This window comes from Amycolatopsis sp. NPDC114478 (genome assembly GCF_055633805.1).
Genome location: NZ_JBVKDO010000003.1, coordinates 505722 through 524956 on the forward strand (window position 1 = coordinate 505722; position 19235 = coordinate 524956).

General features: G+C 70.8%; 22 protein-coding genes. 10 read left to right on the forward strand and 12 right to left on the reverse strand.

What is annotated here, in order from left to right:
* Nucleotides 1-30: 30 nt before the first annotated feature.
* From ACZ7OH_RS11390 to ACZ7OH_RS11405, 4 genes are read left to right on the forward strand one after another with little or no spacing between them, the layout of a single operon-like run.
* Nucleotides 31-1428, forward strand: a complete 1398-nt coding sequence (locus tag ACZ7OH_RS11390; RefSeq protein ID WP_470280699.1) for a hypothetical protein — start codon at nt 31-33, stop codon at nt 1426-1428.
* Nucleotides 1425-1817 (forward strand): FixH family protein, encoded by a 393-nt coding sequence (locus tag ACZ7OH_RS11395; RefSeq protein WP_470280700.1) that lies wholly within the window; start codon nt 1425-1427, stop codon nt 1815-1817. Before ACZ7OH_RS11390 ends, ACZ7OH_RS11395 begins: the two co-directional genes overlap by 4 nt.
* 14 nt (nt 1818-1831) lie before the next feature.
* A complete protein-coding gene (locus tag ACZ7OH_RS11400) occupies nt 1832-2974 on the forward strand; it encodes a hypothetical protein (RefSeq protein ID WP_470280701.1) in 1143 nt (380 codons plus the stop codon).
* Nucleotides 2967-3512 carry a hypothetical protein gene (locus ACZ7OH_RS11405; protein ID WP_400901150.1) on the forward strand — a complete coding sequence of 182 codons (546 nt, stop codon included), beginning with the start codon at nt 2967-2969 and terminating at the stop codon, nt 3510-3512. The genes ACZ7OH_RS11400 and ACZ7OH_RS11405 overlap by 8 nt, the downstream gene beginning before the upstream one ends.
* A gap of 130 nt (nt 3513-3642) precedes the next feature.
* On the opposite strand, the gene ACZ7OH_RS11410 is transcribed toward ACZ7OH_RS11405, so the two are convergent.
* Nucleotides 3643-3897, reverse strand: coding sequence for a DUF397 domain-containing protein (locus ACZ7OH_RS11410; protein ID WP_400901152.1), 255 nt, complete (start codon nt 3895-3897; stop codon nt 3643-3645).
* Between the two features lie 285 nt (nt 3898-4182).
* Here ACZ7OH_RS11410 and ACZ7OH_RS11415 point away from each other — a divergent pair, with 285 nt between their 5' ends.
* Both ACZ7OH_RS11415 and ACZ7OH_RS11420 read left to right on the forward strand, forming a co-directional pair.
* A complete protein-coding gene (locus ACZ7OH_RS11415; protein ID WP_470280702.1) occupies nt 4183-4452 on the forward strand; it encodes a hypothetical protein in 270 nt (89 codons plus the stop codon).
* 3 nt (nt 4453-4455) lie between these two features.
* Nucleotides 4456-4710 carry a hypothetical protein gene (locus ACZ7OH_RS11420; RefSeq protein WP_470280703.1) on the forward strand — a complete coding sequence of 85 codons (255 nt, stop codon included), beginning with the start codon at nt 4456-4458 and terminating at the stop codon, nt 4708-4710.
* Between the two features lie 72 nt (nt 4711-4782).
* Here ACZ7OH_RS11420 and ACZ7OH_RS11425 read toward each other — a convergent pair whose 3' ends face one another.
* The 4 genes from ACZ7OH_RS11425 to ACZ7OH_RS11440 form a co-directional block, all read right to left on the reverse strand.
* Entirely contained in the window at nt 4783-5388 is a 606-nt protein-coding gene (locus ACZ7OH_RS11425) for a class I SAM-dependent methyltransferase (protein ID WP_470280704.1), read from the reverse strand.
* The gene (locus ACZ7OH_RS11430) at nt 5385-6233 is read right to left on the reverse strand and encodes an SAM-dependent methyltransferase (RefSeq protein ID WP_470280705.1); all 849 of its coding nucleotides are present in this window, start codon (nt 6231-6233) and stop codon (nt 5385-5387) included. Before ACZ7OH_RS11430 ends, ACZ7OH_RS11425 begins: the two co-directional genes overlap by 4 nt.
* A 1-nt stretch (nt 6234) precedes the next feature.
* The gene (locus ACZ7OH_RS11435; RefSeq protein WP_470280875.1) at nt 6235-7056 is read right to left on the reverse strand and encodes an SAM-dependent methyltransferase; all 822 of its coding nucleotides are present in this window, start codon (nt 7054-7056) and stop codon (nt 6235-6237) included.
* 88 nt (nt 7057-7144) lie between these two features.
* Nucleotides 7145-8008 carry a helix-turn-helix domain-containing protein gene (locus tag ACZ7OH_RS11440; protein ID WP_155548665.1) on the reverse strand — a complete coding sequence of 288 codons (864 nt, stop codon included), beginning with the start codon at nt 8006-8008 and terminating at the stop codon, nt 7145-7147.
* A 236-nt stretch (nt 8009-8244) separates the two neighbouring features.
* On the opposite strand from ACZ7OH_RS11440, the gene ACZ7OH_RS11445 reads away from it, so the two are divergent.
* Nucleotides 8245-9165, forward strand: a complete 921-nt coding sequence (locus ACZ7OH_RS11445) for an MBL fold metallo-hydrolase (RefSeq protein WP_470280706.1) — start codon at nt 8245-8247, stop codon at nt 9163-9165.
* Nucleotides 9166-9250: 85 nt separating this feature from the next.
* Entirely contained in the window at nt 9251-10690 is a 1440-nt protein-coding gene (gndA, locus tag ACZ7OH_RS11450; RefSeq protein WP_470280707.1) for an NADP-dependent phosphogluconate dehydrogenase, read from the forward strand.
* Between the two features lie 123 nt (nt 10691-10813).
* On the opposite strand, the gene ACZ7OH_RS11455 is transcribed toward gndA, so the two are convergent.
* Genes ACZ7OH_RS11455 through ACZ7OH_RS11480 form a run of 6 tightly spaced genes read right to left on the reverse strand, consistent with a single transcriptional unit; the run spans nt 10814 to nt 16294 of the window.
* The gene (locus ACZ7OH_RS11455) at nt 10814-11548 is read right to left on the reverse strand and encodes a Clp protease N-terminal domain-containing protein (protein ID WP_470280708.1); all 735 of its coding nucleotides are present in this window, start codon (nt 11546-11548) and stop codon (nt 10814-10816) included.
* Nucleotides 11549-11600: 52 nt separating this feature from the next.
* A complete protein-coding gene (locus tag ACZ7OH_RS11460) occupies nt 11601-12770 on the reverse strand; it encodes a 4-hydroxybenzoate 3-monooxygenase (protein WP_470280709.1) in 1170 nt (389 codons plus the stop codon).
* Complete coding sequence (locus tag ACZ7OH_RS11465; RefSeq protein WP_470280710.1) at nt 12770-13993, reverse strand: NAD(P)/FAD-dependent oxidoreductase; 1224 nt, start codon at nt 13991-13993, stop codon at nt 12770-12772. Before ACZ7OH_RS11465 ends, ACZ7OH_RS11460 begins: the two co-directional genes overlap by 1 nt.
* A 24-nt stretch (nt 13994-14017) precedes the next feature.
* On the reverse strand, nt 14018-14809 hold the full coding sequence (locus ACZ7OH_RS11470) for an IclR family transcriptional regulator (RefSeq protein WP_470280876.1): 792 nt from the start codon (nt 14807-14809) through the stop codon (nt 14018-14020).
* A gap of 28 nt (nt 14810-14837) precedes the next feature.
* The gene (locus ACZ7OH_RS11475) at nt 14838-15155 is read right to left on the reverse strand and encodes an NIPSNAP family protein (RefSeq protein ID WP_370970206.1); all 318 of its coding nucleotides are present in this window, start codon (nt 15153-15155) and stop codon (nt 14838-14840) included.
* Nucleotides 15155-16294 (reverse strand): 5-methyltetrahydropteroyltriglutamate--homocysteine S-methyltransferase, encoded by a 1140-nt coding sequence (locus tag ACZ7OH_RS11480; RefSeq protein ID WP_470280711.1) that lies wholly within the window; start codon nt 16292-16294, stop codon nt 15155-15157. The genes ACZ7OH_RS11475 and ACZ7OH_RS11480 overlap by 1 nt, the downstream gene beginning before the upstream one ends.
* A gap of 120 nt (nt 16295-16414) precedes the next feature.
* On the opposite strand from ACZ7OH_RS11480, the gene ACZ7OH_RS11485 reads away from it, so the two are divergent.
* Complete coding sequence (locus ACZ7OH_RS11485) at nt 16415-17737, forward strand: nucleobase:cation symporter-2 family protein (protein WP_470280712.1); 1323 nt, start codon at nt 16415-16417, stop codon at nt 17735-17737.
* A 41-nt stretch (nt 17738-17778) separates the two neighbouring features.
* Here ACZ7OH_RS11485 and ACZ7OH_RS11490 read toward each other — a convergent pair whose 3' ends face one another.
* Entirely contained in the window at nt 17779-18306 is a 528-nt protein-coding gene (locus ACZ7OH_RS11490) for a hypothetical protein (protein WP_470280713.1), read from the reverse strand.
* A 170-nt stretch (nt 18307-18476) separates the two neighbouring features.
* Between ACZ7OH_RS11490 and ACZ7OH_RS11495 the strand changes: the two genes are divergently transcribed.
* Nucleotides 18477-19217, forward strand: a complete 741-nt coding sequence (locus ACZ7OH_RS11495) for a rhomboid-like protein (RefSeq protein ID WP_470280714.1) — start codon at nt 18477-18479, stop codon at nt 19215-19217.
* Nucleotides 19218-19235 lie beyond the last annotated feature (18 nt).

Sequence of the window (19235 nt, forward strand, 5' to 3'; positions counted from 1 at the left end):
CCCGCGGCCGTCGCTAGGTTCGGACCCACGATGGGGACCAAACCGAAATTCGCGTTGCTGATGCTGCTGGCCGTGCTGGGGATCGCGGCCGGCGGCGGGACCGCGCACGCCGACGGCGCGCCGGCCGGCACCGACGTCCAAGTCGCGCAGACCCTCGGCGCGCGCGAACTGACCGTGATCATCCGCCGGGTCGACGTCACACCGTCGCCGCTGCGGGTCGACGTCGTGACGCACCAGGGCTCGCCGCCCGGCACACTGCACCTGGCCGTCGCGGCCGACGGCGTCACGAGCGCCCGCACCGACGTCGTACTCGGCGCCGAGCCGGGTGTCTACGCGGGAAATCTCCAAGTCGACAAGCCGGGCCCGTGGGAGCTGTCGCTGAGCGACGGGACCGGGCCGGCCGCGACGATCCCGTTCATCGTGCCCGCGCGGGTGGTTCCGCCGTGGGAGAAGGCGACCTACGGCGGGTTCGTCGCCGCGGGCGTGTTCCTGCTGCTCGCGTTGGTCGTCGGCCTCAAGGCGAGGCGGACGGCGTTCGCGCTGGTCCCCGCGGGTGGGGCGGTCGCGGCGATCGCCGTCGCGGTCACCGGCGCGCTGCTGTCGGCGAGCACTCCCCCGCCGCCCGCGCCCGGCAGCCAGCTCGACCCGACGTTCGACAACGTCACCGACCCGTACGCCAACGCTCAGTTGTCCACAGTGGACTACTCACGGCCGCCGGTGAACCTCGCGGTGCGGGCGGAGATCGGCGGGCTGGAGCTGGGCTTCACCGACGGCGCCACCGGCCGCCCGGTCGACGACCTGCTGGTCCACGACAACGCGCTCGTGCACCTCGTGCTGGTGTCGCCGTCGGGGCGGATGAGCCACCTGCACCCGGTGCGCGTCGGCCCCGGCGACTACCGCGTCCGGGTCGCCGATCCGGAGGCCGGCACCTACGCGGTCGCCGCGGAGCTGGTCCGGCGCGGCGGCGGGGTCCAGCTCGTCCGGTCCACTGTGGACCTGGCCGGCACCGCCGCGCCCGCGCCCGAACCACCCGGCGCCGGGCCGCGGACCGTCGACGGCACCCCGGTCGACCTCACCGTCACCCCGGGCACGCCGACCACCGTCACCGCGCACTTCAAGACCCAGGACCTCCAGCCGTGGCTGGGGATGCTCGGCCACCTCATCATCGCCGGGCCGATCTCCGGACCCGTCGGGGAAAGCGCCGCGAAGGCACCGACCTGGGCGCACGTCCACGCGATGATCCCGCCGGTCGCGGGCCAGCTCGACCGCCCGGACGAAACCGTCGCCGCGTACGGCCCGGACGTCAGCTTCACCTACACGTTCGCCGCGCCCGGCCGGTACCGGATCTGGCTGCAGGCCGAACGCGGCTACCGCGTGCTCACGATCCCCGCCGTGGTGGACGTCCCGACGACAGGAGCCGGCCGATGAGGCGCCCGACGTTGTTGATCGCGGTGGTCGCGCTGCTCGTCGCGGCCGGTGCCGCCTGGCTGCTCTGGCCGGGCGGCAGCGCGAAAGCCTCGACGCAGCAAGCGGTTTCCGGGCCGTACACCGTGCAGTTCTCCGCGGACGAGCCCCGCATCGGCGGCAACACGTTCGCGATGGCCGTCACCGGGCCCGCGCCCGAAGGCGTCACGGTCGCGCCGGTCATGGCGCAGATGGGGCACGCGTTCCCGGCGGTCCCCGCGGCACCGGACGGGCCGGGGCGCTTCCGGGCCACCGGCGTCGGGCTGCCGATGTCCGGGCAGTGGGAGATCACCGTGTCGCTGTCCGGCCCCGGCGGCCCCGCCCAAGTCGTTTTTCCGTTGCTCGTCAAGTAGAAAGGTTCGGGGGAATGGATCTCACCGCATCCGGCGTGCGCACCACGTCGGTGGCGAAACAGGCGCGAACGGGGTTGCTGCCGGCGAACGTCGTGCTCGGCGGTTCGCTCTTGTCGCTGGTCGGGCTGACCTGGGACATCCAGTGGCACAGCGACGTCGGGCCGGACACGTTCTTCACGCTGCCGCACTTGTTCCTGTACGCGGGCAGCGCGGTCGTCGGCCTGGCGAGCCTCGCCGTCGTGCTGCTGACGACGGCGGCGCGGCGCGCGGGCCGGCCGGTCGACCCGCGGGTCGGCGGGCGCGTGGTCAACGTGTTCGGCCGGACGTTCGCGGCGCCGCTGGGCTACCTGGTTTCGGGCGTCGGCGCGGCCACGTTCCTGCTGTACGGCCTGTGGGACCAGTGGTGGCACGGCCTCTACGGCTTCGACGCGGTCATCGACTCGCCGCCGCACATCGGGCTGCTGCTGTCGATCACGGTGTCGCTGATCGGCACGACCGCGGTGTTCGCCGCGGCGCGCGAGCACCTCTGGGGGCGGATCGGCACGCTGGCTTCGCTGACCGTACTGCTCACCTTCGGGCCGGTGCTCTCGCTCGGGCTGCAGCAGGTGCCGGACGACTACGCCGACGCCGTCTCGATCGGCTGCTCGATGATGGCGGTGCTGCTGGTCGCGGTCGGCGCGAGCTTCCTGGGACGGCCCGGGGGCGCGGTCGGTACCGCGGCGCTGGTGGCGGTCGTGCAGGGCGTCTTCTGGTGGTTCTCGCCGTGGGCGGCGAAGGCGTACGCGGATCTGGTCGACTTGCCGCTGCGTGACGCGATTTCCGGGGTGCCGGAGATGCCGTCGCTGACGCCGCTGGCGCTGCTGCCGGTGGCCGCGCTGATGGAGCTGGGGTACCTCGCCGGCCGGCGCCGGGGGTGGCGCGCGAGCCGGGTGTCCGTGGTCGTCGGCGGGATCGCCGGGGCGCTGCTCGGGCTGAGCCTGCCGGTCCAGCGCGTCCTGCTCTACACCGGCGCGCACCTGCCGCCGTCCTGGTGGCTGGCGACGACGGCCGTGTTCAGCGGCCTGTTCGGGCTGCTCGGCGGGTTCGCCGGGTGGCGGTTCGGCGGGATGCTCCGGCTGCTGGCGCCCGCGAAGAAGGGGGAAACCGCTGATGCGTAAGACACTCCTGGCCTTGGCGGCCGTCGCCGGGCTGCTGTTCGCGACCGCGGCGCCGGCGAACGCCTACGAGCCGGTCAACATCGTGCACACCGAGCACGTGCAGGCCGGGCCGTACGCGCTGACGATCGGGTTCAGCACCTGGCCGGTGAAGGCCATGCAGTCACTGGACTTCACGTTCATCCCCGACGGCGGGATCGAGGACAAGTCCGGCACGCTCACGATGATCAACCCCGAGGGCGGCAAGAACCGGACGCAGCCACTGGTCCGGCACCCGCGCAAGCGCGACGTCTGGGGCCTGGACGTCCGGTCGATGCCGCGGCCGGGCGAATGGACGTTCCACTTCACGGTCAACGGCCCGGCGGGGTCCGGCACGGGCGACCTGCGCGCGCTGCCGGTGCTCGAACAGCCGGGGCCGCCGATGGGCTTGAGCTGGGCGATCAGCACACTGCCGTTGATCGGGCTCGTCGTGCTGGTCGTGGTGGCCTGGCGCCGGACTCGCGGGCGGCTGCGCGGGGGTGAGCTTCCGGCAACCGGGTGAGATTCCGCTCACATCGCGCACTCAGGCGTATCCGCGGTGTCGCGAAGGCCTCCTTCACCGTGACGGGAAGGGGGCCTTCGCGATTTCTACACACGGACGGGTGATCATGATCACCCGCGCAGGGGAGGACTCAGGCGGGCAGGTCGAACTGCCCGGCCTTCACGGCGACCAGGAACGCTTCCCACTCGGCGGAGTCGAACACGAACACGGGGCTCGTGGCGAGCTTGGTGTCGCGGACACCGATCAGACCTTCGCGACCGAGGTTGACCTCGACGCAGTTCCCGCCGTTGGGCTCGCTGGCGAACGACTTTTCCCAGGCCGCCTCTTCGAACAGGGACACGGCCGTGTTCGGATCGTAATCCGCGAACGACGGATAATCCGCCATGGGTCGTACCTCCGAGGATCGATGGGGGGCGCGGCCGCGACCTGGTCGAAAGTACCCGCGTCCGGCTACTCAGTGTCTCAATGGAGTACGCCGCACGGCCAAGCGGGTGATCAACTAGGTCTGGCCTCGACATGAAGATTATTCCAGGAGTAGGATTAATCGCATCGGCCGGGGCGCTGGCGTCGGTGAATGACTGCCTGCATGCGGCGGGCGGTCCCCGAACGCGGGCCACTGGCTGACGACCGACAAACCCACCACCGCAGGACCTCATGGGGGAGGATCAGCGTGATCGTCGAGGACAGCGCGCCACCGTGCGTGCTCGTCGTGGGCAGGCTCGCCCGGGGAACCGCAGGTGAGGCCCGCCGGGTGGTCCACGTCTTCGGACTGGACGCGGCCCACGGCACGACCGAGCTGGTCCGAACCAAGTGCGGGGAAGCGCTTTCCCGCGCCGACGTGGAATGGCTGGCCCCCGGGGCCGGCATGCCGTGCGAACCCTGTCTCGGACTGACCGGCGGCGAACGCGCCCGGTCGCCGCGACGAGAGCTGGGGGTGTAGACGATGGCCGTCCGGCTGAACTCGCTCTTCCGCCGCGAGGAAGAAGAGCACCGTGGCCGCCGGGGAATCGGGAACGAGCTGCGGAACCGCTTCGGTTTCAGCCTGATCCAGGCACCGCTGCGCAAGACGACGACCTGGGCCACGGACCAGGACGTCCCGCTGCAGCGCTACCCGGACGGGATCCGGACCACGCGCCCGCTGGAGACCGCGATCGACCTGACGCCGCTGCTGCGCGGCCGGATCGGGTCGCGCGCTTGAGAGCCTGAACTGCCGTACCACCACAGAAGAGCCCCGGTTCCCGATGGGACCGGGGCTCTTGCCGTTGCGGGGCTACGGTTTCCGCAGGAACAACCGCCCCTGACGGTACGGCCGCTCCCCCTCGACGTGCTCCCGGTACATCCGGCCCACCTCGGCCAGCCCCGCCGCGGACGCCATCGAAGCCAGCGCATCCAACGGCCACACGTACGCCGTCGTCACCTTGTGGTCGAACTCCGCCACCGGGCCGTCTCCGGCCTCGAAGCACCCCAACAGAACGTGACCGCCGGGCGCCAACGTCCGGGTGAATTCGGCGAAGTACCGCGGTACCTCCGCCGGCGGCGTGTGGATCATCGAATACCACGACAGGATCCCCGCCAGCGACGCGTCGAGCACGTCCAGAGCCGCCATCGAACCCTCGTCGAACCGCAGCGACGGATGAGCCGCGCGCGCCAGGGAAACCATCGCCGGGGACACGTCGACGCCGAACGCGTCGACCCCCAGGGAACTCAGGTGCGCCGTCAGGTGGCCCGGCCCGCAGCCGACGTCCGCGACCGGGCCGTGACCGCGCACGTAGTCCGCGAACGCCGTCCACGCCGCGCGGTCCAGCGGGTCGTCGTTCCAGACGTCGCGGACGAACTCGGCGTACTGGACCGCGACCGCGTCGTAGGCAGCCGTCACGGTTTGCGGCCGAGGCCGCAGATGTGGCCGACGAACGCCGGGTCGTTCGCGAGCTTCTTCGTGGCCTTGGACTCCATCTCCTCCGGGTGCCACTCCGGCAGGTACACGATGCCCGGCTCGACGAGCTCCAAGCCCTCGAAGAACGTCGTGAACTCCGCGCGGCTGCGCAGGTGCAGCGGCGTGCTCGACTTGTTGTACTGCGTCATGATCGACTCGCGGCTCTCGGCGTCGGCCATGTTCTCGAGGCCGTCGCTCGTCAGGTGCGAGGACAGGAAGTACGAGCCGGACGGCAGCAGCGACAGGTACTTCTGGATGGTCTGGGCCACCGGCTCGTCCTCGCCGAGGAAGTACAGGACGCCGACGATGATCAGGCCGATCGGGCGGTTCGGGTCGAGGACGCCGGTGTCGAGCGCGCGCTTCCAGATGTCGGCCGGGTCGCGCAGGTCGCCCTGCAGCACCGCGTGCCGGTCCGCGACGCCTTCGCGCTCCAGCAGGATCTGCGAGTGGGCCACCGCGACCGGCTCGTTGTCGACGTAGACGCACCGCGCGTTCGGGTTCACCTCGGCCGCGACCTCGTGGACGTTGCCGACCGTCGGCACGCCGGACCCGAGGTCGAGGAACTGGTCGATGCCGTTGCGGGCCAGGTACCGGACGCCGCGGCCGAGGAAGTCGCGGCCGACCCGGGCCACGGTCTTGATCATCGGGAACGTCTTGACCGCCTGCTCGCCGAACTGCCGGTCGATGGCCCAGTTGGCGTCCCCGCCGAGGAACCAGTCGTAGATGCGGGCCGCGTTCGGCCGCTCGAGGTCGACGCCTTCGGGAGCCTCGGGATCCTGCGTGGTCATGTCATCCTCCAGGCTTGCGGCCGACACCGCCGACCACGCTCGCGAGGGGGACCGTGGCGGCGCCGGGCTCGGGACGCCACTCTCCCACAGGCACGATTCCCGGCTCGACCACCTCGAAGTTACCGAAGAACGCGGCGATCTCGTCGAGCGTCCGGGACACCGCGGGCGAGCTCGACCGCTCGGACAGCTTCACCAGCCGGCGGATCTGCTCCAGCTCGTCGCCCTCGACGCCGGACTCGGTCGCGTGCGAGAGGACGTACGCCGAGCCGGGTGCCAGCAGCGTCCGGTAGTCGCGGATGGCTTCGCGGACGCCGGTGACGTCCGGCAGGAAGTGCAGCACGGCCACGCTGAGCAGGCAGATCGGCCGGTCCGGGTCGAGCACGCCGGTGGCCAGCGCGGCTTCCCAGACCTCGTCGGCGTCGCGCAGGTCGGCGTGCAGGACGGCGTGGCGCTCGGGGTCGCCCTCCTCGTCGAGCAGGATCCGGCCGTGCGCTACGGCCACCGGCTCGTTGTCGACGTAGACGCAGCGGCTGTCGTCGGCGTACTCGTCGGCCACCTCGTGGACGTTGCCGGCGGTCGGGATGCCGGAGCCGAGGTCGAGGAACTGCGTGATGCCTTCGGCCAGGCAGTAGCGCACGGCCCGGCCGAGGAAGTCGCGGTTGCCCCGGGCCAGGGTCTTCGCCAGCGGAAACGCTTTCACGGCCAGTTCGCCGTACTGCCGGTCGATCGCCCAGTTCGCGGTGCCGCCGAGCGCCCAGTCGTAGATCCTCGCCACGTTCGGCCGGTCGAGGTCGACGGCGTCAGGGAGGAAGTCGGGGTCCACGATGTCCACTCCCGGTGGAATCCAGCGCAACATACCGACTCTACCGAAAGTTGTTCACCGCCTGGGATACCTCAGGCGGCCGTTCGCCCTATTGGAGCTGCTGCATCTGGCCGCGGTAACCCTCCGCAAGCTCCTTGAGGAACTGCCGGGTCTCCTGCCGCTCCAGCGCGGCTCCACGCAGCCGGTCCCACGAGTCGACGAAGATGTTGAAATCCTTGACGTCGTCGAGGTACAGCCCGCCGGCGGAGTGCTCGATGTAGACGAAGTCCCGGGTGCGGTCCGGGAAGCGCATGATCGTGAAGTCGTTGGGCACCGCGGCCAGCCGCGCCCCGAACGGCAGTACGTGCACGTACACGCGCGGGTGACGTTCGAGCGAGAGCAGGTGCTCGACCTGGTCGAGCATCACCGCGGGCGCGTACCCGCCGGGGGCCCGGCGCAGCGCGCCCTCGCTGATGATGAACCGGTAGTAGGGCGGCTGCTGCTGCTCGAACACGGCCTTGCGGTCGAGCCGGTTGCGCACCAGCGACGTCACGTCGGTCGCGCCGGCCTCGGTGAACTGCTTGAGCATGTAGTGCTCGGACTGCAGCGGACCGGGGATGCGCTCGCCGTGCCAGGTGAGGATCTCCGCGGCCGCGGGCTCCAGGTCGGTGAAGGTGCGGAACCAGTGCGGCACCACCGAGCGGTAGCCGGACCAGTGGCCGCGCTGCCCGGCGGCCGCACGCGCCAGGTTCATCAGCGTGTCGGCTTCTTCGCCGTTGATCCCGAATGCGTTCAGCATGGATCGCACATCCCCGAGCTTGACCCCGACGGCACCGGACTCGATCTTGTTGACCTTGCCCTGGGTGCAGCCGAGGACCTCGGCGACCTGCTGCTGTGTCATCCGCGCCGCGGTGCGGGCGTGCCGGAGCTCGTTCCCGAGCTGCTTCCGGCGCGAGGTGACGGTGCTGGCCATCGCCCTGCTCTCCCGGACCACTACCAAGCGACGGCGGCCTCCCGGTCGCCGTCGCGCGCGAACTATCGAACCCACCCAGGCTAGTGCTTGACCTTGCGGATCTCGATGATGACATCGCGCAGCGTTCCAGGAAACGCCGCGGAATGCCAGTCACCTGCGCTATCACTCGCCTGGACCAGCGAAATTCCGAATTATTCCGCCAACCGGCGGAGCCCGGTCTCGGGCATAGTGGGCGGGTGACCGATCGTTCGCCCTCCGCCGCCGCCGTCACCCGGCTGGCCGACCAGGTCCACGGCTACGTCCAGCCGGACGGCTCCTGGTACATCAACAACTGCGGCGTCGTCGACGCCGGCGACCACACCGTCCTCATCGACACCTGCTCGACCGAGCGCCGCACGCGCGCGCTGCTCGCCGCGGTGGAAGCCGCCACCGGCAGCCCGGTGACGACGCTGGTGAACACCCACCACCACGGCGACCACACCAACGGCAACTACCTGGTCGAGGGCGCGACGGTCATCGGCCACCGCAAGACGCGGGAGCTGATGGTCGCCGAGGGCATCCAGACGTTCGAGGGCATCTTCGTCGGCAACGACTGGGGCCAGCTCGAGTCGCGGCCGCCGGAGGTCGTGTTCGACGACCGGCTGACGGTGCACGCCGGCGACGTCACCCTCGAGCTGATCCACCCCGGCCACGCGGCCCACACGACCAACGACGTCCTGGTCTGGCTGCCCGAGCAGCGCGTGCTCTACGCCGGCGACCTGGTGTTCCACGGCGGCAGCCCGTTCGCGCTGATGGGCTCGGTGGCCGGCTGGCGCAAGGGCCTCGACGTCATCCGGGAACTCGAACCGGAAGTGATCTTGCCTGGTCACGGCGGCCCGTGCGACCTCTCGGTGGTGGACACAGTGGACACGTACCTGAAGTTCGTCCAGGAGACGGCCGAGCGCGGCAAGGCCGCCGGGCTGTCGCCGCTGGAGGCCGCGAAGGAGGCCGACCTGGGCGAGTTCGCGTCGCTGAGCGAGCAGGAACGGCTGCCGGGCAACCTGCACCGCGCGTACGCCGAGCTGGACGGCGCCGAGTGGGGCGCGCAGATCGACCTGGTCGCGGCGATCACCGACATGCTCGCCTACAACAAGGGCCCGATCCGCTGCTTCTCCTGAACTGAGTGAGCTGATCCGCCGTGGCCTCCCTTGAGGCGTCGATCGGACTACTGTCTGAATCGAGAGAGTCTTCGGAAGGATGCGGATGAGCAAGAAGGCGAGCATCGGGGTCACCGGCCTGGCGGTCATGGGCCGCAACCTGGCCCGCAACCTGGCCCGGCACGGGCACACGGTGGCCCTGCACAACCGGTCCGAGGAGCGGACCCGCGCGCTGGTGGAGCAGTTCGGCGACGAGGGCGACTTCATCCCGGCGTACTCCGCGCAGGCGTTCGTCGACGCGCTGGAGCGGCCCCGGCAGGTCGTGATCATGGTCAAGGCGGGCGCCCCGACCGACGCCGTCATCGAGGAGTTCGCGCCGCTGCTCGAAGAGGGCGACGTCATCATCGACGCCGGCAACGCGCACTTCGCCGACACGCGCCGCCGCGAGAAGGCGCTGCGCGAACGCGGGCTGCACTTCGTCGGCAGCGGCGTCTCCGGCGGCGAGGAAGGCGCGCTGCACGGGCCGAGCATCATGCCCGGCGGCTCGAAGGAGTCGTACGAGTCGCTTGGCCCGCTGTTCGAGGACATCTCGGCGAAGGTCGACGGCGAGCCGTGCTGCACGCACATCGGTGCGGACGGCGCCGGCCACTTCGTCAAGATGGTGCACAACGGCATCGAGTACGCCGACATGCAGCTGATCGCGGAGTCGTTCGACCTGCTGCGGCACGCGGGCGGCTACTCCCCCGCCGAGATCGCCGACGTGTTCCGCACGTGGAACACCGGGCGGCTCGACTCCTACCTGATCGAGATCACCGCCGAGGTGCTCGCGCACGTCGACAAGGCGACCGGCAAGCCGTTCGTGGACGTCGTCGAGGACGCCGCGGAGCAGAAGGGCACCGGCCGCTGGACCGTGCAGATCGGCCTCGACCTGGGCGTCCCGATCTCGGGCATCGCCGAAGCCGTCTTCGCGCGTTCGCTGTCCGGGTCCAAGTCGCTGCGCGCAGCCGCCCGCGGCCTAGGCGGTCCTTCGGCGTCACCGCTCACCGGCTCGGCGCTGGACCGCTTCGCCGACGACGTCGAGCAGGCGCTGTACGCGTCGAAGGTCGTCGCATACGCGCAGGGCTTCAACCAGATCCAGGCCGGCGCGACGGAGTACGGCTGGGACATCGACCTGGGCAAGGTCGCCTCGATCTGGCGCGGCGGCTGCATCATCCGCGCGAAGTTCCTCAACGACATCACCTCGGCCTACGCCGACGAGCCGGAACTGCCGACCCTGCTCACCTCGGGCGGCTTCCGCAAAGCCGTCGAGGACGCGCAGGACTCGTGGCGGTCGGTGATCTCGACGGCCGTCCAGCTGGGCATCCCGACGCCGGGCTTCTCGACGGCGCTGGCGTACTACGACGGCCTCCGCGCCGACCGCCTCCCCGCGGCGCTCGTCCAGGGGCAGCGCGACTTCTTCGGGGCGCACACCTACCGCCGCGTGGACCGCGAAGGTTCGTTCCACACGGCCTGGGCCGCCGACGGCCGCCCGGAGTCCGAGGCCTGACAACGACGAACGGGCCCTCCCGAAGGAGGGCCCGTTCGCGTTTCCGGGAAGACCCCCTGGTCCCGCCCGGTCAGAGCACCGTCACGAGGACGATCGCGAGAACCACGGCCAGCCAGAGCGGTCTCATCCCCGCGCGGCGAGGATCTCTTCGAGGACCGCCAGGATCTTCCGCTCGGCCTCCTCCTTCGTGATCCCGAGGCCGTCGAGCACCTCGAAGCCGGCGCCTTCGCGCTGTTCCAGCAGCGCCAGGAGGATGTGCTCGGTGCCGATGTAGTTGTGCCCCAGCCGCAGGCCCTCGCGCAGGGTCAGCTCGAGGGTCTTCTTGGCCGCCCCGGAGAACGGCATCGGGTTCGGCACGGGAACGACCGCCTCGGGCAGCCGCGCCTCGGCGGCTTCACGGACGGCGTCGAGCTGCACGCCCTGGGCGATGATCGCCCCCGCCGCGAGGGCCGCCGGCTCGGTGAGCAGGCCCAGCACGATGTGCACGGTGTCGATGTGCGGGCTGCCGTGGTCGGCGGCGGCCTTCTGGGCCTCGACGATCACGTGCCGCGCCCGGTCGGTGTAGCGGCCGTAGACGCGCTCGATCGTCCCGGACGGGTCGCCGCCCGGATCGACCTTGGGGACGAACCGCTTTTGCGCGGCCTGCTTGGTCACGCCCATGCTGGCACCGATGTCGGTCCAGGACGCCCCGGACCGCCGGGCCTGGTCGACGAAGTGGCCGATGAGGTGGTCGGCGACCTCACCGAGGTGCTGACCCACGTAGACGGCGTCGGTGAGCTGGGCGAGGGCGTCCTTCTCGTTGTTGCTCTTGATCGCGCTGATGAGGTCGTCGAGCTTGATCTGGGTGGGTTCGGTCATGACGTCAACTGTAGGTTGACGCCCTGGGTGCGTCAACCACGAGTTGACGATCTCAGGCGAACGGCAGCCCGACGTAGTTCTCGGCCAGGCTGGTCGCCGCCGCGCGCGACGACGTCGTGTAGCGCAGCTGCGACAGCTGCAGTTGTCGCGCGAAGCCGTCGGCGTGCGGGTCGGTGTGCAGCATCGTCGTCATGAACCAGGAGAAGTGCTCGGCCCGCCACACCCGGCGCAGGCAGGTGTCCGAGTAGGCCGCGGCCAGGGCTTCGTCCCCGCGCAGCAACGCCTCCAAGGCTCGCGACAGCACCCGGACGTCGGCGATCGCCAGGTTCATGCCCTTCGCGCCGGTCGGCGGGACGATGTGCGCCGCGTCGCCCGCGAGGAACAGCCGGCCGTGGCGCAGCGGTTCCGCGACGAAGCTGCGCATCGGCGTGATGCCCTTGTCGAGGATCGGGCCTTCTCGCAGCCTGAAGTCGCCTTCGACCTCCAGGCGAGCGGTCAGCTCCGCCCAGATCCGGTCGTCGGACCAGGCTTCGAGGGACTCCGCCGGGTCGACCTGCAGGTACAGCCGCGTGATCTCCGGCGTCCGCATGCTGTGCAGCGCGAACCCGCGTTCGTGGTGGACGTAGATCAACTCGTGGTGCGACGGCGGGGTCCGCGCCAGGACCCCCAGCCAGGCGAACGGGTATTCGCGCTCGTACACCGTCAAACTGTCCGCAATGGACGGACGCGAGATGCCGTGGAAGCCGTCGCAGCCCGCGACGGCGTCGCACTCGATGGTCTGCGGGACACCGTCGGAGTCCCGGTAGCGCACGACCGGCCGTTCGGTGTCTACATCGGACAGAGTGACGTCCGAAACCTCGTACGAGATCGGCCATCCGCGGGCCTCGTGCGCGTCGATCAGGTCCTTGACGATCTCCTGCTGCCCGTACACGGTGATGCGCCGGCCGGTCAGCTCGGTCAGCGCGATCCGGTGGTCGGCGCGGTCGAACCGCAGTGACAGCCCCTCGTGCGGCATGCCCTCCGCGGCCAGCCGGTCGCCGAGTCCCAGCGACGTCAGCAGCTCGACGGTCGGCTGCTCGCACACCCCGGCGCGCACGCGCTGCCGGACGTACTCGCGGTCGCGGGCCTCCAGGACCATGCAGTCGATCCCGGCTTCGTGCAGGAGGAAGGACAGCAGCAGCCCGGCCGGGCCGGCGCCGATGACCGCGACCTGGGTGCGCATCACGCCGCTCGCGACTTCAGGTGCGCCTTCAGGTCGAACGCGCTCGCTTCGAGGTCCGCGTACGCCGGGTGCGGGTCGGCGGTGAACAGGCGCCGGGCGGCGATGTGGTCGGCCGGCCGGTTCACCGACTCGACGGCGATGAGGACGTCGTCGCGGAAGGACAGCACCGAGAACTTGCCCGCGGCCCGGTCGCCCGCGACCACCGTCTTGTCGGCGCCGGACAGGATCCCGGCGATCTGCAGCTTCGCGCCCGACTGGTCGGTCCAGAACCACGGCAGGCTCGCGTACGGCTCGGGCGTCCCGGTGATCGCGGCGGCCACGCAGCGGGCCTGGTCGACGGCGTTCTGCACGGACTCCAGCCGCGTCGCCGCGCCCGCCTGCACGCACGGGAAGTTGGCGCAGTCGCCGATCGCGAAGATCCGCTCGTCGGCCGTCCGCAGGTGCGCGTCGACGACGACGCCGTTGTCCACGGGGAGGCCGGCTTCGGCGGCGAGGGTCGTCTCCGGCACGACGCCGACGGCGACCACGACCAGGTCGGCGGGCAGCCGGGTGCCGTCGGAGAGCTCGACCTCGCGCACTCGCGAGTCGCCGTGCAGCGCCGAGACGCCCTGGCCGAGCAGGACCGTGTGCCCGGCTTCGCGGTGCAACGCGGCGAAGTAGGCGGAGATCTCCGGCGTCGCGACGCGGTTGAGCAGCCGGTCCTGGGCCTCGACGATCGTGACCGGGCGGCCGGCGTGCGAGGCGAACTCCAGCCCGATGAACCCACCCCCGACCACGACGACGTTCTCGGCCTGCACCAGGGACTCGCGGAGCTTGTCGGCGTCGTCGCGCGTGCGCAGGGTGAGCACGCCCGGCAGGTCCGCGCCGGGCACGGGCAGCGTCCGGTTGCGCGCGCCGGTCGCGAGGATGAGGTGGTCGTAAGCCCGCTCGGTGCCGTCTTCGAGGCGGACTTTCGACGCGGGCCGGTCGATCGCCGCGACCCGACCGGCGACCAGTTCGATGTCCTTCTCCGCGAAGAAGTCCTCGCCGCGCAGGTGCAGCTGTTCGAGCCCGGCGGTTCCGGCCAGGTAGGCCTTCGACAACGGCGGCCGCTGGTACGGCACGCCCGGCTCGTCCCCGATCAGCACGACGCGGCCGTCGAAGCCGCGGTCCCGCAGCGACGCGACGGCCTGGAACCCGCTCTGACCCGACCCGACGACGAGCACCGTGTTCTGTGCACCCATGCCTGCCATCCGATCACACGAGCCTCAAGCCGTCGAGGAGTCACCGGAGGACCGCAGGGCCCGAGGCGCCCCGAGCACCCGGGAGATCCCTCGCGCGGCGGCGCGGACGGCCGGGACCAGCGTCCGCGGGTCCGTCCATTCGGCCGGGACGACCACCGAGATCGCCGCGACGACCTCGTCCGTCGAGTCGAAGACCGGGGCTGCCACCGACAGCGAGATCAGCTCGATCTGGCCGTCGCTGATCGCGTAGCCGTCGCGGCGGACGTCGGCCAGGACGCGGCGCAGCTGCCCGGTCGAGGTGATCGTCTTCGGCGTGAACGGCTTGAGCGGCCCGGCCAGGACCTCGTCCTGCGCCTCGGCGGGGGCGTGCGCGAGCAGGACCTGGCCGACGCCGGTGGCGTGCGCGGGCAGCCGGCCGCCGACGCGGGTCAGGACGTTGACCGCGCCGCGGCCGGAGATGCGCTCGACGTAGACGACCTCCGGCCCGTCGAGCACCGCGAGCTGCACGTTCTGGTGCGTGGCCTCGTAGAGGTCCTCGAGGAACGGCATCGCGCTCTCCCGCAGCTCGGCGCCGTGCGGGGCGAGCGAGGCGACTTCCCACAACCAGAGCCCGACGCGGTAGACGCCGGCCTCGTCGCGGACGAGCGCGCCGCGCCGGGTCAGTTCCCCGGCGATCCGGTGGGTCGTCGACAGCGGCAGCCCGACGCGGCGGCTGAGTTCGGACAGCGTGAGCTGCGGCCGTTCGGCCGTGAACGCGCCCAGCAGGTCCAGGACGCGGTCCACGACCGACGGCGGCCGCTTCGCGCTGTGTCGCACGTCCGGCCGCTTCGCGCTGTGTCGCACGTCAGAGATCGTCGTCCGGGAGCAGCGGGCGCATGAACGACCGCCGGTACCGCACCACGCAGCCGCTTTCGTCGCGGATCTTGTCGGCCTCGATGAAGTCCGGGTCGACGCCGAACAGCGTCCGGTAGCGCTCGTACGCAGCGAGGCTCTCGAAGCTGAACAGCGCGCGGGCTTCGTCGCTCGCGCCCTCCGACGGCAGGAAGTAGCCGTGGTGGACGCCGCCTTCCCGCTGCACCAGCCGCATCCACGCGGCGGCGAAGCGTTCGAAGTCGGCGAGCTTCGCGGGGTCGATGACGTAGTCGACGACGCAGGTGATCATCAGTGGCCGCCCCAGACCCGGTCGGCCGTGGCCACGATCAGCTCGAGCTTGCGCAGCTGGTCGTCCGGGGTGAGGTCGTTGCCCTCCTCGGTCGAGGAGAACCCGCACTGCGGCGACAGGCAGAGCTGGTCGACATCGACGTACTGCGACGCCTCTTCGATCCGCCGCACCAGGACGTCCGGGTCTTCCAGCTCCGGCTGCTTGGTCGTGACCAGGCCGAGGACGACCTTCTTGTCCTTGGGGACGAACCGCAGCGGTTCGAAGCCGCCGGAGCGTTCGTCGTCGAACTCCAGGAAGAACCCGTCGACGGCCAGGTCGCCGAACAGCGCTTCGGCGACGAACTCGTAGCTCCCGGAGGCGACCCACGACGACCGGAAGTTGCCGCGGCACAGGTGGGTCGTCACCGCGAGGTCCTCCGGACGGCCTTCCAGGGCCGCGTTCAGCGTAGCGATGTTGCGCAGGTGCTGGCGGTCCGGGTCGCCCCCCATCCGCGCGACGAGCTCCCGCTGCGCCGGGTCGTTGAGGTAGGCGAGGCTGGTGTCGTCGAGCTGCAGGTACCGGCAGCCGAGGCCGGACATCGCGGCGATCTGCGCTTTGTAGGCCGCGCTCAGGTCGGTGTAGAACTCCTCGAGGTCCGGGTAGACGGTCTCGCTGACCGCCGCCCGGCCGCCGCGGTAGTAGACCATGCTCGGCGACGGGATGGTCAGCTTCGGCGTCACGCCGGGGTCCACATGGGACTGCAGGAACTCGAAGTGCTCGGCGAAGATCGGCTCGTCGAGCCGCACCTTCCCGTCGACCTGCAGGCCCGGCGGGCTGAACTCGAGGTCGCCCGCCAGGTTGTGGAACTTGACGTGCAGCCGCTCGTCGCTCTTCGAGACGCCGCCGAGCGCGTAGATGAAGTCCATGTGCCAGGAGGCACGCCGGAACTCGCCGTCGGTGGCCGAGCTCAGCCCGGCCGCCTTCTGCATCTTGATGACGTCGCGGATCGCGTCGTCCTCGACCGCGCGGAGCTGCTCCACGCCGATCTCGCCGCTTTCGCGCCGCCGACGCGCGTCACGCAGCACCGGGGGCCGCAGGAGGCTCCCGACGTGATCGGCGCGAAACGGCGGGCCCACCTGGGAAATACCACCCGAAGTCATGCACCGATGGTCACACATCCGGGACCGTTCCGCCGCCCCCCGAAACAAGATCATGACGTCGGAGTCTTGCTACCGTCACGCGCGACGCGTTGGCTGTCCCCCGGTGAAAGGGGCCTGTGCATGACGAAACACCCGGTCGACGAAGTCCTGCCCGCCGGACGGCTGGCGCTGCTCGGCCTGCAGCACATGTCGATCATGTACGCCGGCGCGGTCGCGGTACCGCTGATCGTCGGCAGCGCGCTGAAGCTGGACCCGGCGACGATCGGGCTGCTCGTCAACGCCGACCTGCTGGTGGCGGGCATCGCGACGCTGATCCAGGCGGTCGGCATCGGCAAGCTGCTGGGCATCCGGCTGCCGGTGGTCGCGGGCGCGACGTTCAGCGTCGTGAACCCGATGATCCTGATCGCGTCCCAGTACGGCCTGCCCGCGGTGTACGGCGCGATGCTGGCGTCCGGCGTCTTCGGGCTGCTCATCGCGAAGCCGTTTGCGAAGCTGATCCGCTTCTTCCCGCCACTGGTCACCGGGACGCTGCTGCTCGTCATCGGCGTCTCGCTGCTCGGCCCGGGCGCGGGATTGATCGCCGGCAACGACCCGACGGCGTCCGATTACGCGGCCCTGTCGCACATCCTGCTCGCGTTCGGCGTGCTCGCGCTGCTGGTGCTGTTCACGCGGGTGCTGCGCGGGTTCGCCAACCAGATCGGGCCGCTGCTGGCGCTGGCGATCGGGCTGGTGGTCGCGATCCCGCTGGGGCTGGTGCACTGGGACACCCTCGGCGCGGCGAGCTGGTTCGGCCTCGCGTCGCCGTTCCACTTCGGGGCGCCGACGTTCCCGGTCGCCGCGGTGCTGTCGATGTGCGTGGTCATGCTGGTGACGTTCACCGAGTCGACCGCCGACATGATCGCCGTCGGCGAGATCACCGGTCGCCCGCCGACCGACTCCGACCTCGCGCGCGGCCTGGCCACCGACGGCTTCTCGGCCGTCCTCGGCGGCGTCCTGAACTCCTTCCCCGACACGGCGTTCGCGCAGAACGTCGGGCTGGTGCGGATGACCGGCGTGCGCAGCCGCTGGGTGGTCGCGGTGACCGGCGGAATCCTGGTGCTGATGGGCCTGGTGCCGAAGATCGGCGCGTTCATCGCGGCGATCCCGCAGCCGGTGGTCGGCGGGGTCGCGGTGGTCATGTTCGCGATGGTCGCCGCGGTCGGCGCGCAGAACCTCCGCACGGTGGAGTTTTCAGGCAACCACAACACGTTCATCGTCGCGGTCGCGCTCGGAGTCGGCCTGCTGCCGGCGTTCGCACCGAAGATCTTCCAGCACTTCCCGGCGTGGCTGCAGACGATCTGCGGCAGCTCGATCACGGTGGCGGCGGTACTGGCGTTCACGCTGAACCTGCTGTTCAACCACCTCGGCCGGCGTTCGGAGCCGGACCTGCTGGAAGCGCCGTGACCACCCGCTCGATCAGCGACCTCGCGGAGCAGCTGTCCTGATCACCAGCAGATGATCAGGATGCACGACGGCCGCGGCGGGGCCGGGGTCGTCGTCGGGTGCGTCGGCTGGTGCGTCGGCTGCTGGCCGGCCGGTGGGGTCGTCGTGGTCGAGGTGACCGAGCTGGACGGGTCGCCGCTGGTCGGCGTGGTGGTCGGCATCGCGGCGCCGGAGCTGCTCCGGGTGGTCGGGTCGGTGCCCGGCACCTCGGTGACGGTCTCGCGGGGCACGCCGACGCCCGGGACGACGTCGCCGCCGCCGGTGCCGCCGTCGGGCGGGGAGTCCGTGGCCTGGTCCGCGCCACCCAGGCCGGTGGTGCGCTGCGGGAACGGGATGACCTGGATCTGGTCGACCGGGGACGCGTCCTGCCTGCCCTTGCCGCCGAGGCCGACCAGCACCGCCGCGGCGCCGCAGCCGATGACGACAGCGAGCATCACCGCGAGCACCCGCCACCGCGACTGCCCCGGTCCTGAGCGCTCGCCCCAGCCCTCGCGCACGAGCAGCTCGGCGACCGATACCTCGTCGTTCACCCCGACAGACCTTCCCGAGAGGCCTTTCGGCCGACATCGTGGCCGTATTTTTACCGCACAAGACCCCCGAAAGGGTGAGTTTCTGGCAAAAATTCGTCACGTAACGAACCTTTTGACTGTGGGTGACATTCCACAGCGGATTCACAGCTGGGGTTCGGCAAGCTCCCAGCATGACCGGCGAAGCTCGGAGCATGCTGCTGAAAGCCGATCGGCCGGTCCCCCGGATCGCCGTGCCGCGCCGCAGCCTGCGCGCGTTCGTCCCGACCCCGCGGACGACCCCGTTCACCTTCGGCTACCTGGTGGTCCTGCTCGGCACGACGCTGCTGCTCAAGTTCGCCGACCCGGAGCTGACCACCCGGCTGCTCCGGCTGTCCAGCACCGACGCCCACAACCTGTGGCGCCGGCCGCTGAGCTCGCTGCTGACCAGCGCGCTCTGGCTGTCCGACGAAGGCTGGCTCGCCTACGTCGTGATCTTCGCGATCGCCGTCGCGCCGCTGGAACGCCGGTTCGGTGCCCGCCGCACGGCGATCGTGTTCTTCTCCGGCCACGTGGTGGCCACGCTCGTCACCGAGCTGCCGGTGATGGCCCTGATCAGCACCCACGTGCTGCCGAACTCGGCCGGGCACTGGCTCGACATCGGCGTCAGCTACGGCTTCTTCACGACCGCCGGCGCGCTCGTCTTCCTGCTGCGCGGCCGCGCGCGCCCGGTCGCGCTGGCCGTCGTGGAGGCGTTCATCGCGGTGATCTGGCTGAGCGACGACCCGACGACGCTCGACTCGGTCGTCACGCTGCTCGGCCACGCGTTCGCCGCGCACTTCGGCCTGCTGTTCTGGGGGCCGCGGCTGCGCGGCGCTTCCGCAGGCCGGACCGGGATTCGGGCGGGTAGGCAGGCGCCGGAGTCGGTGGTGTAATCGACCGAGCCACACGCC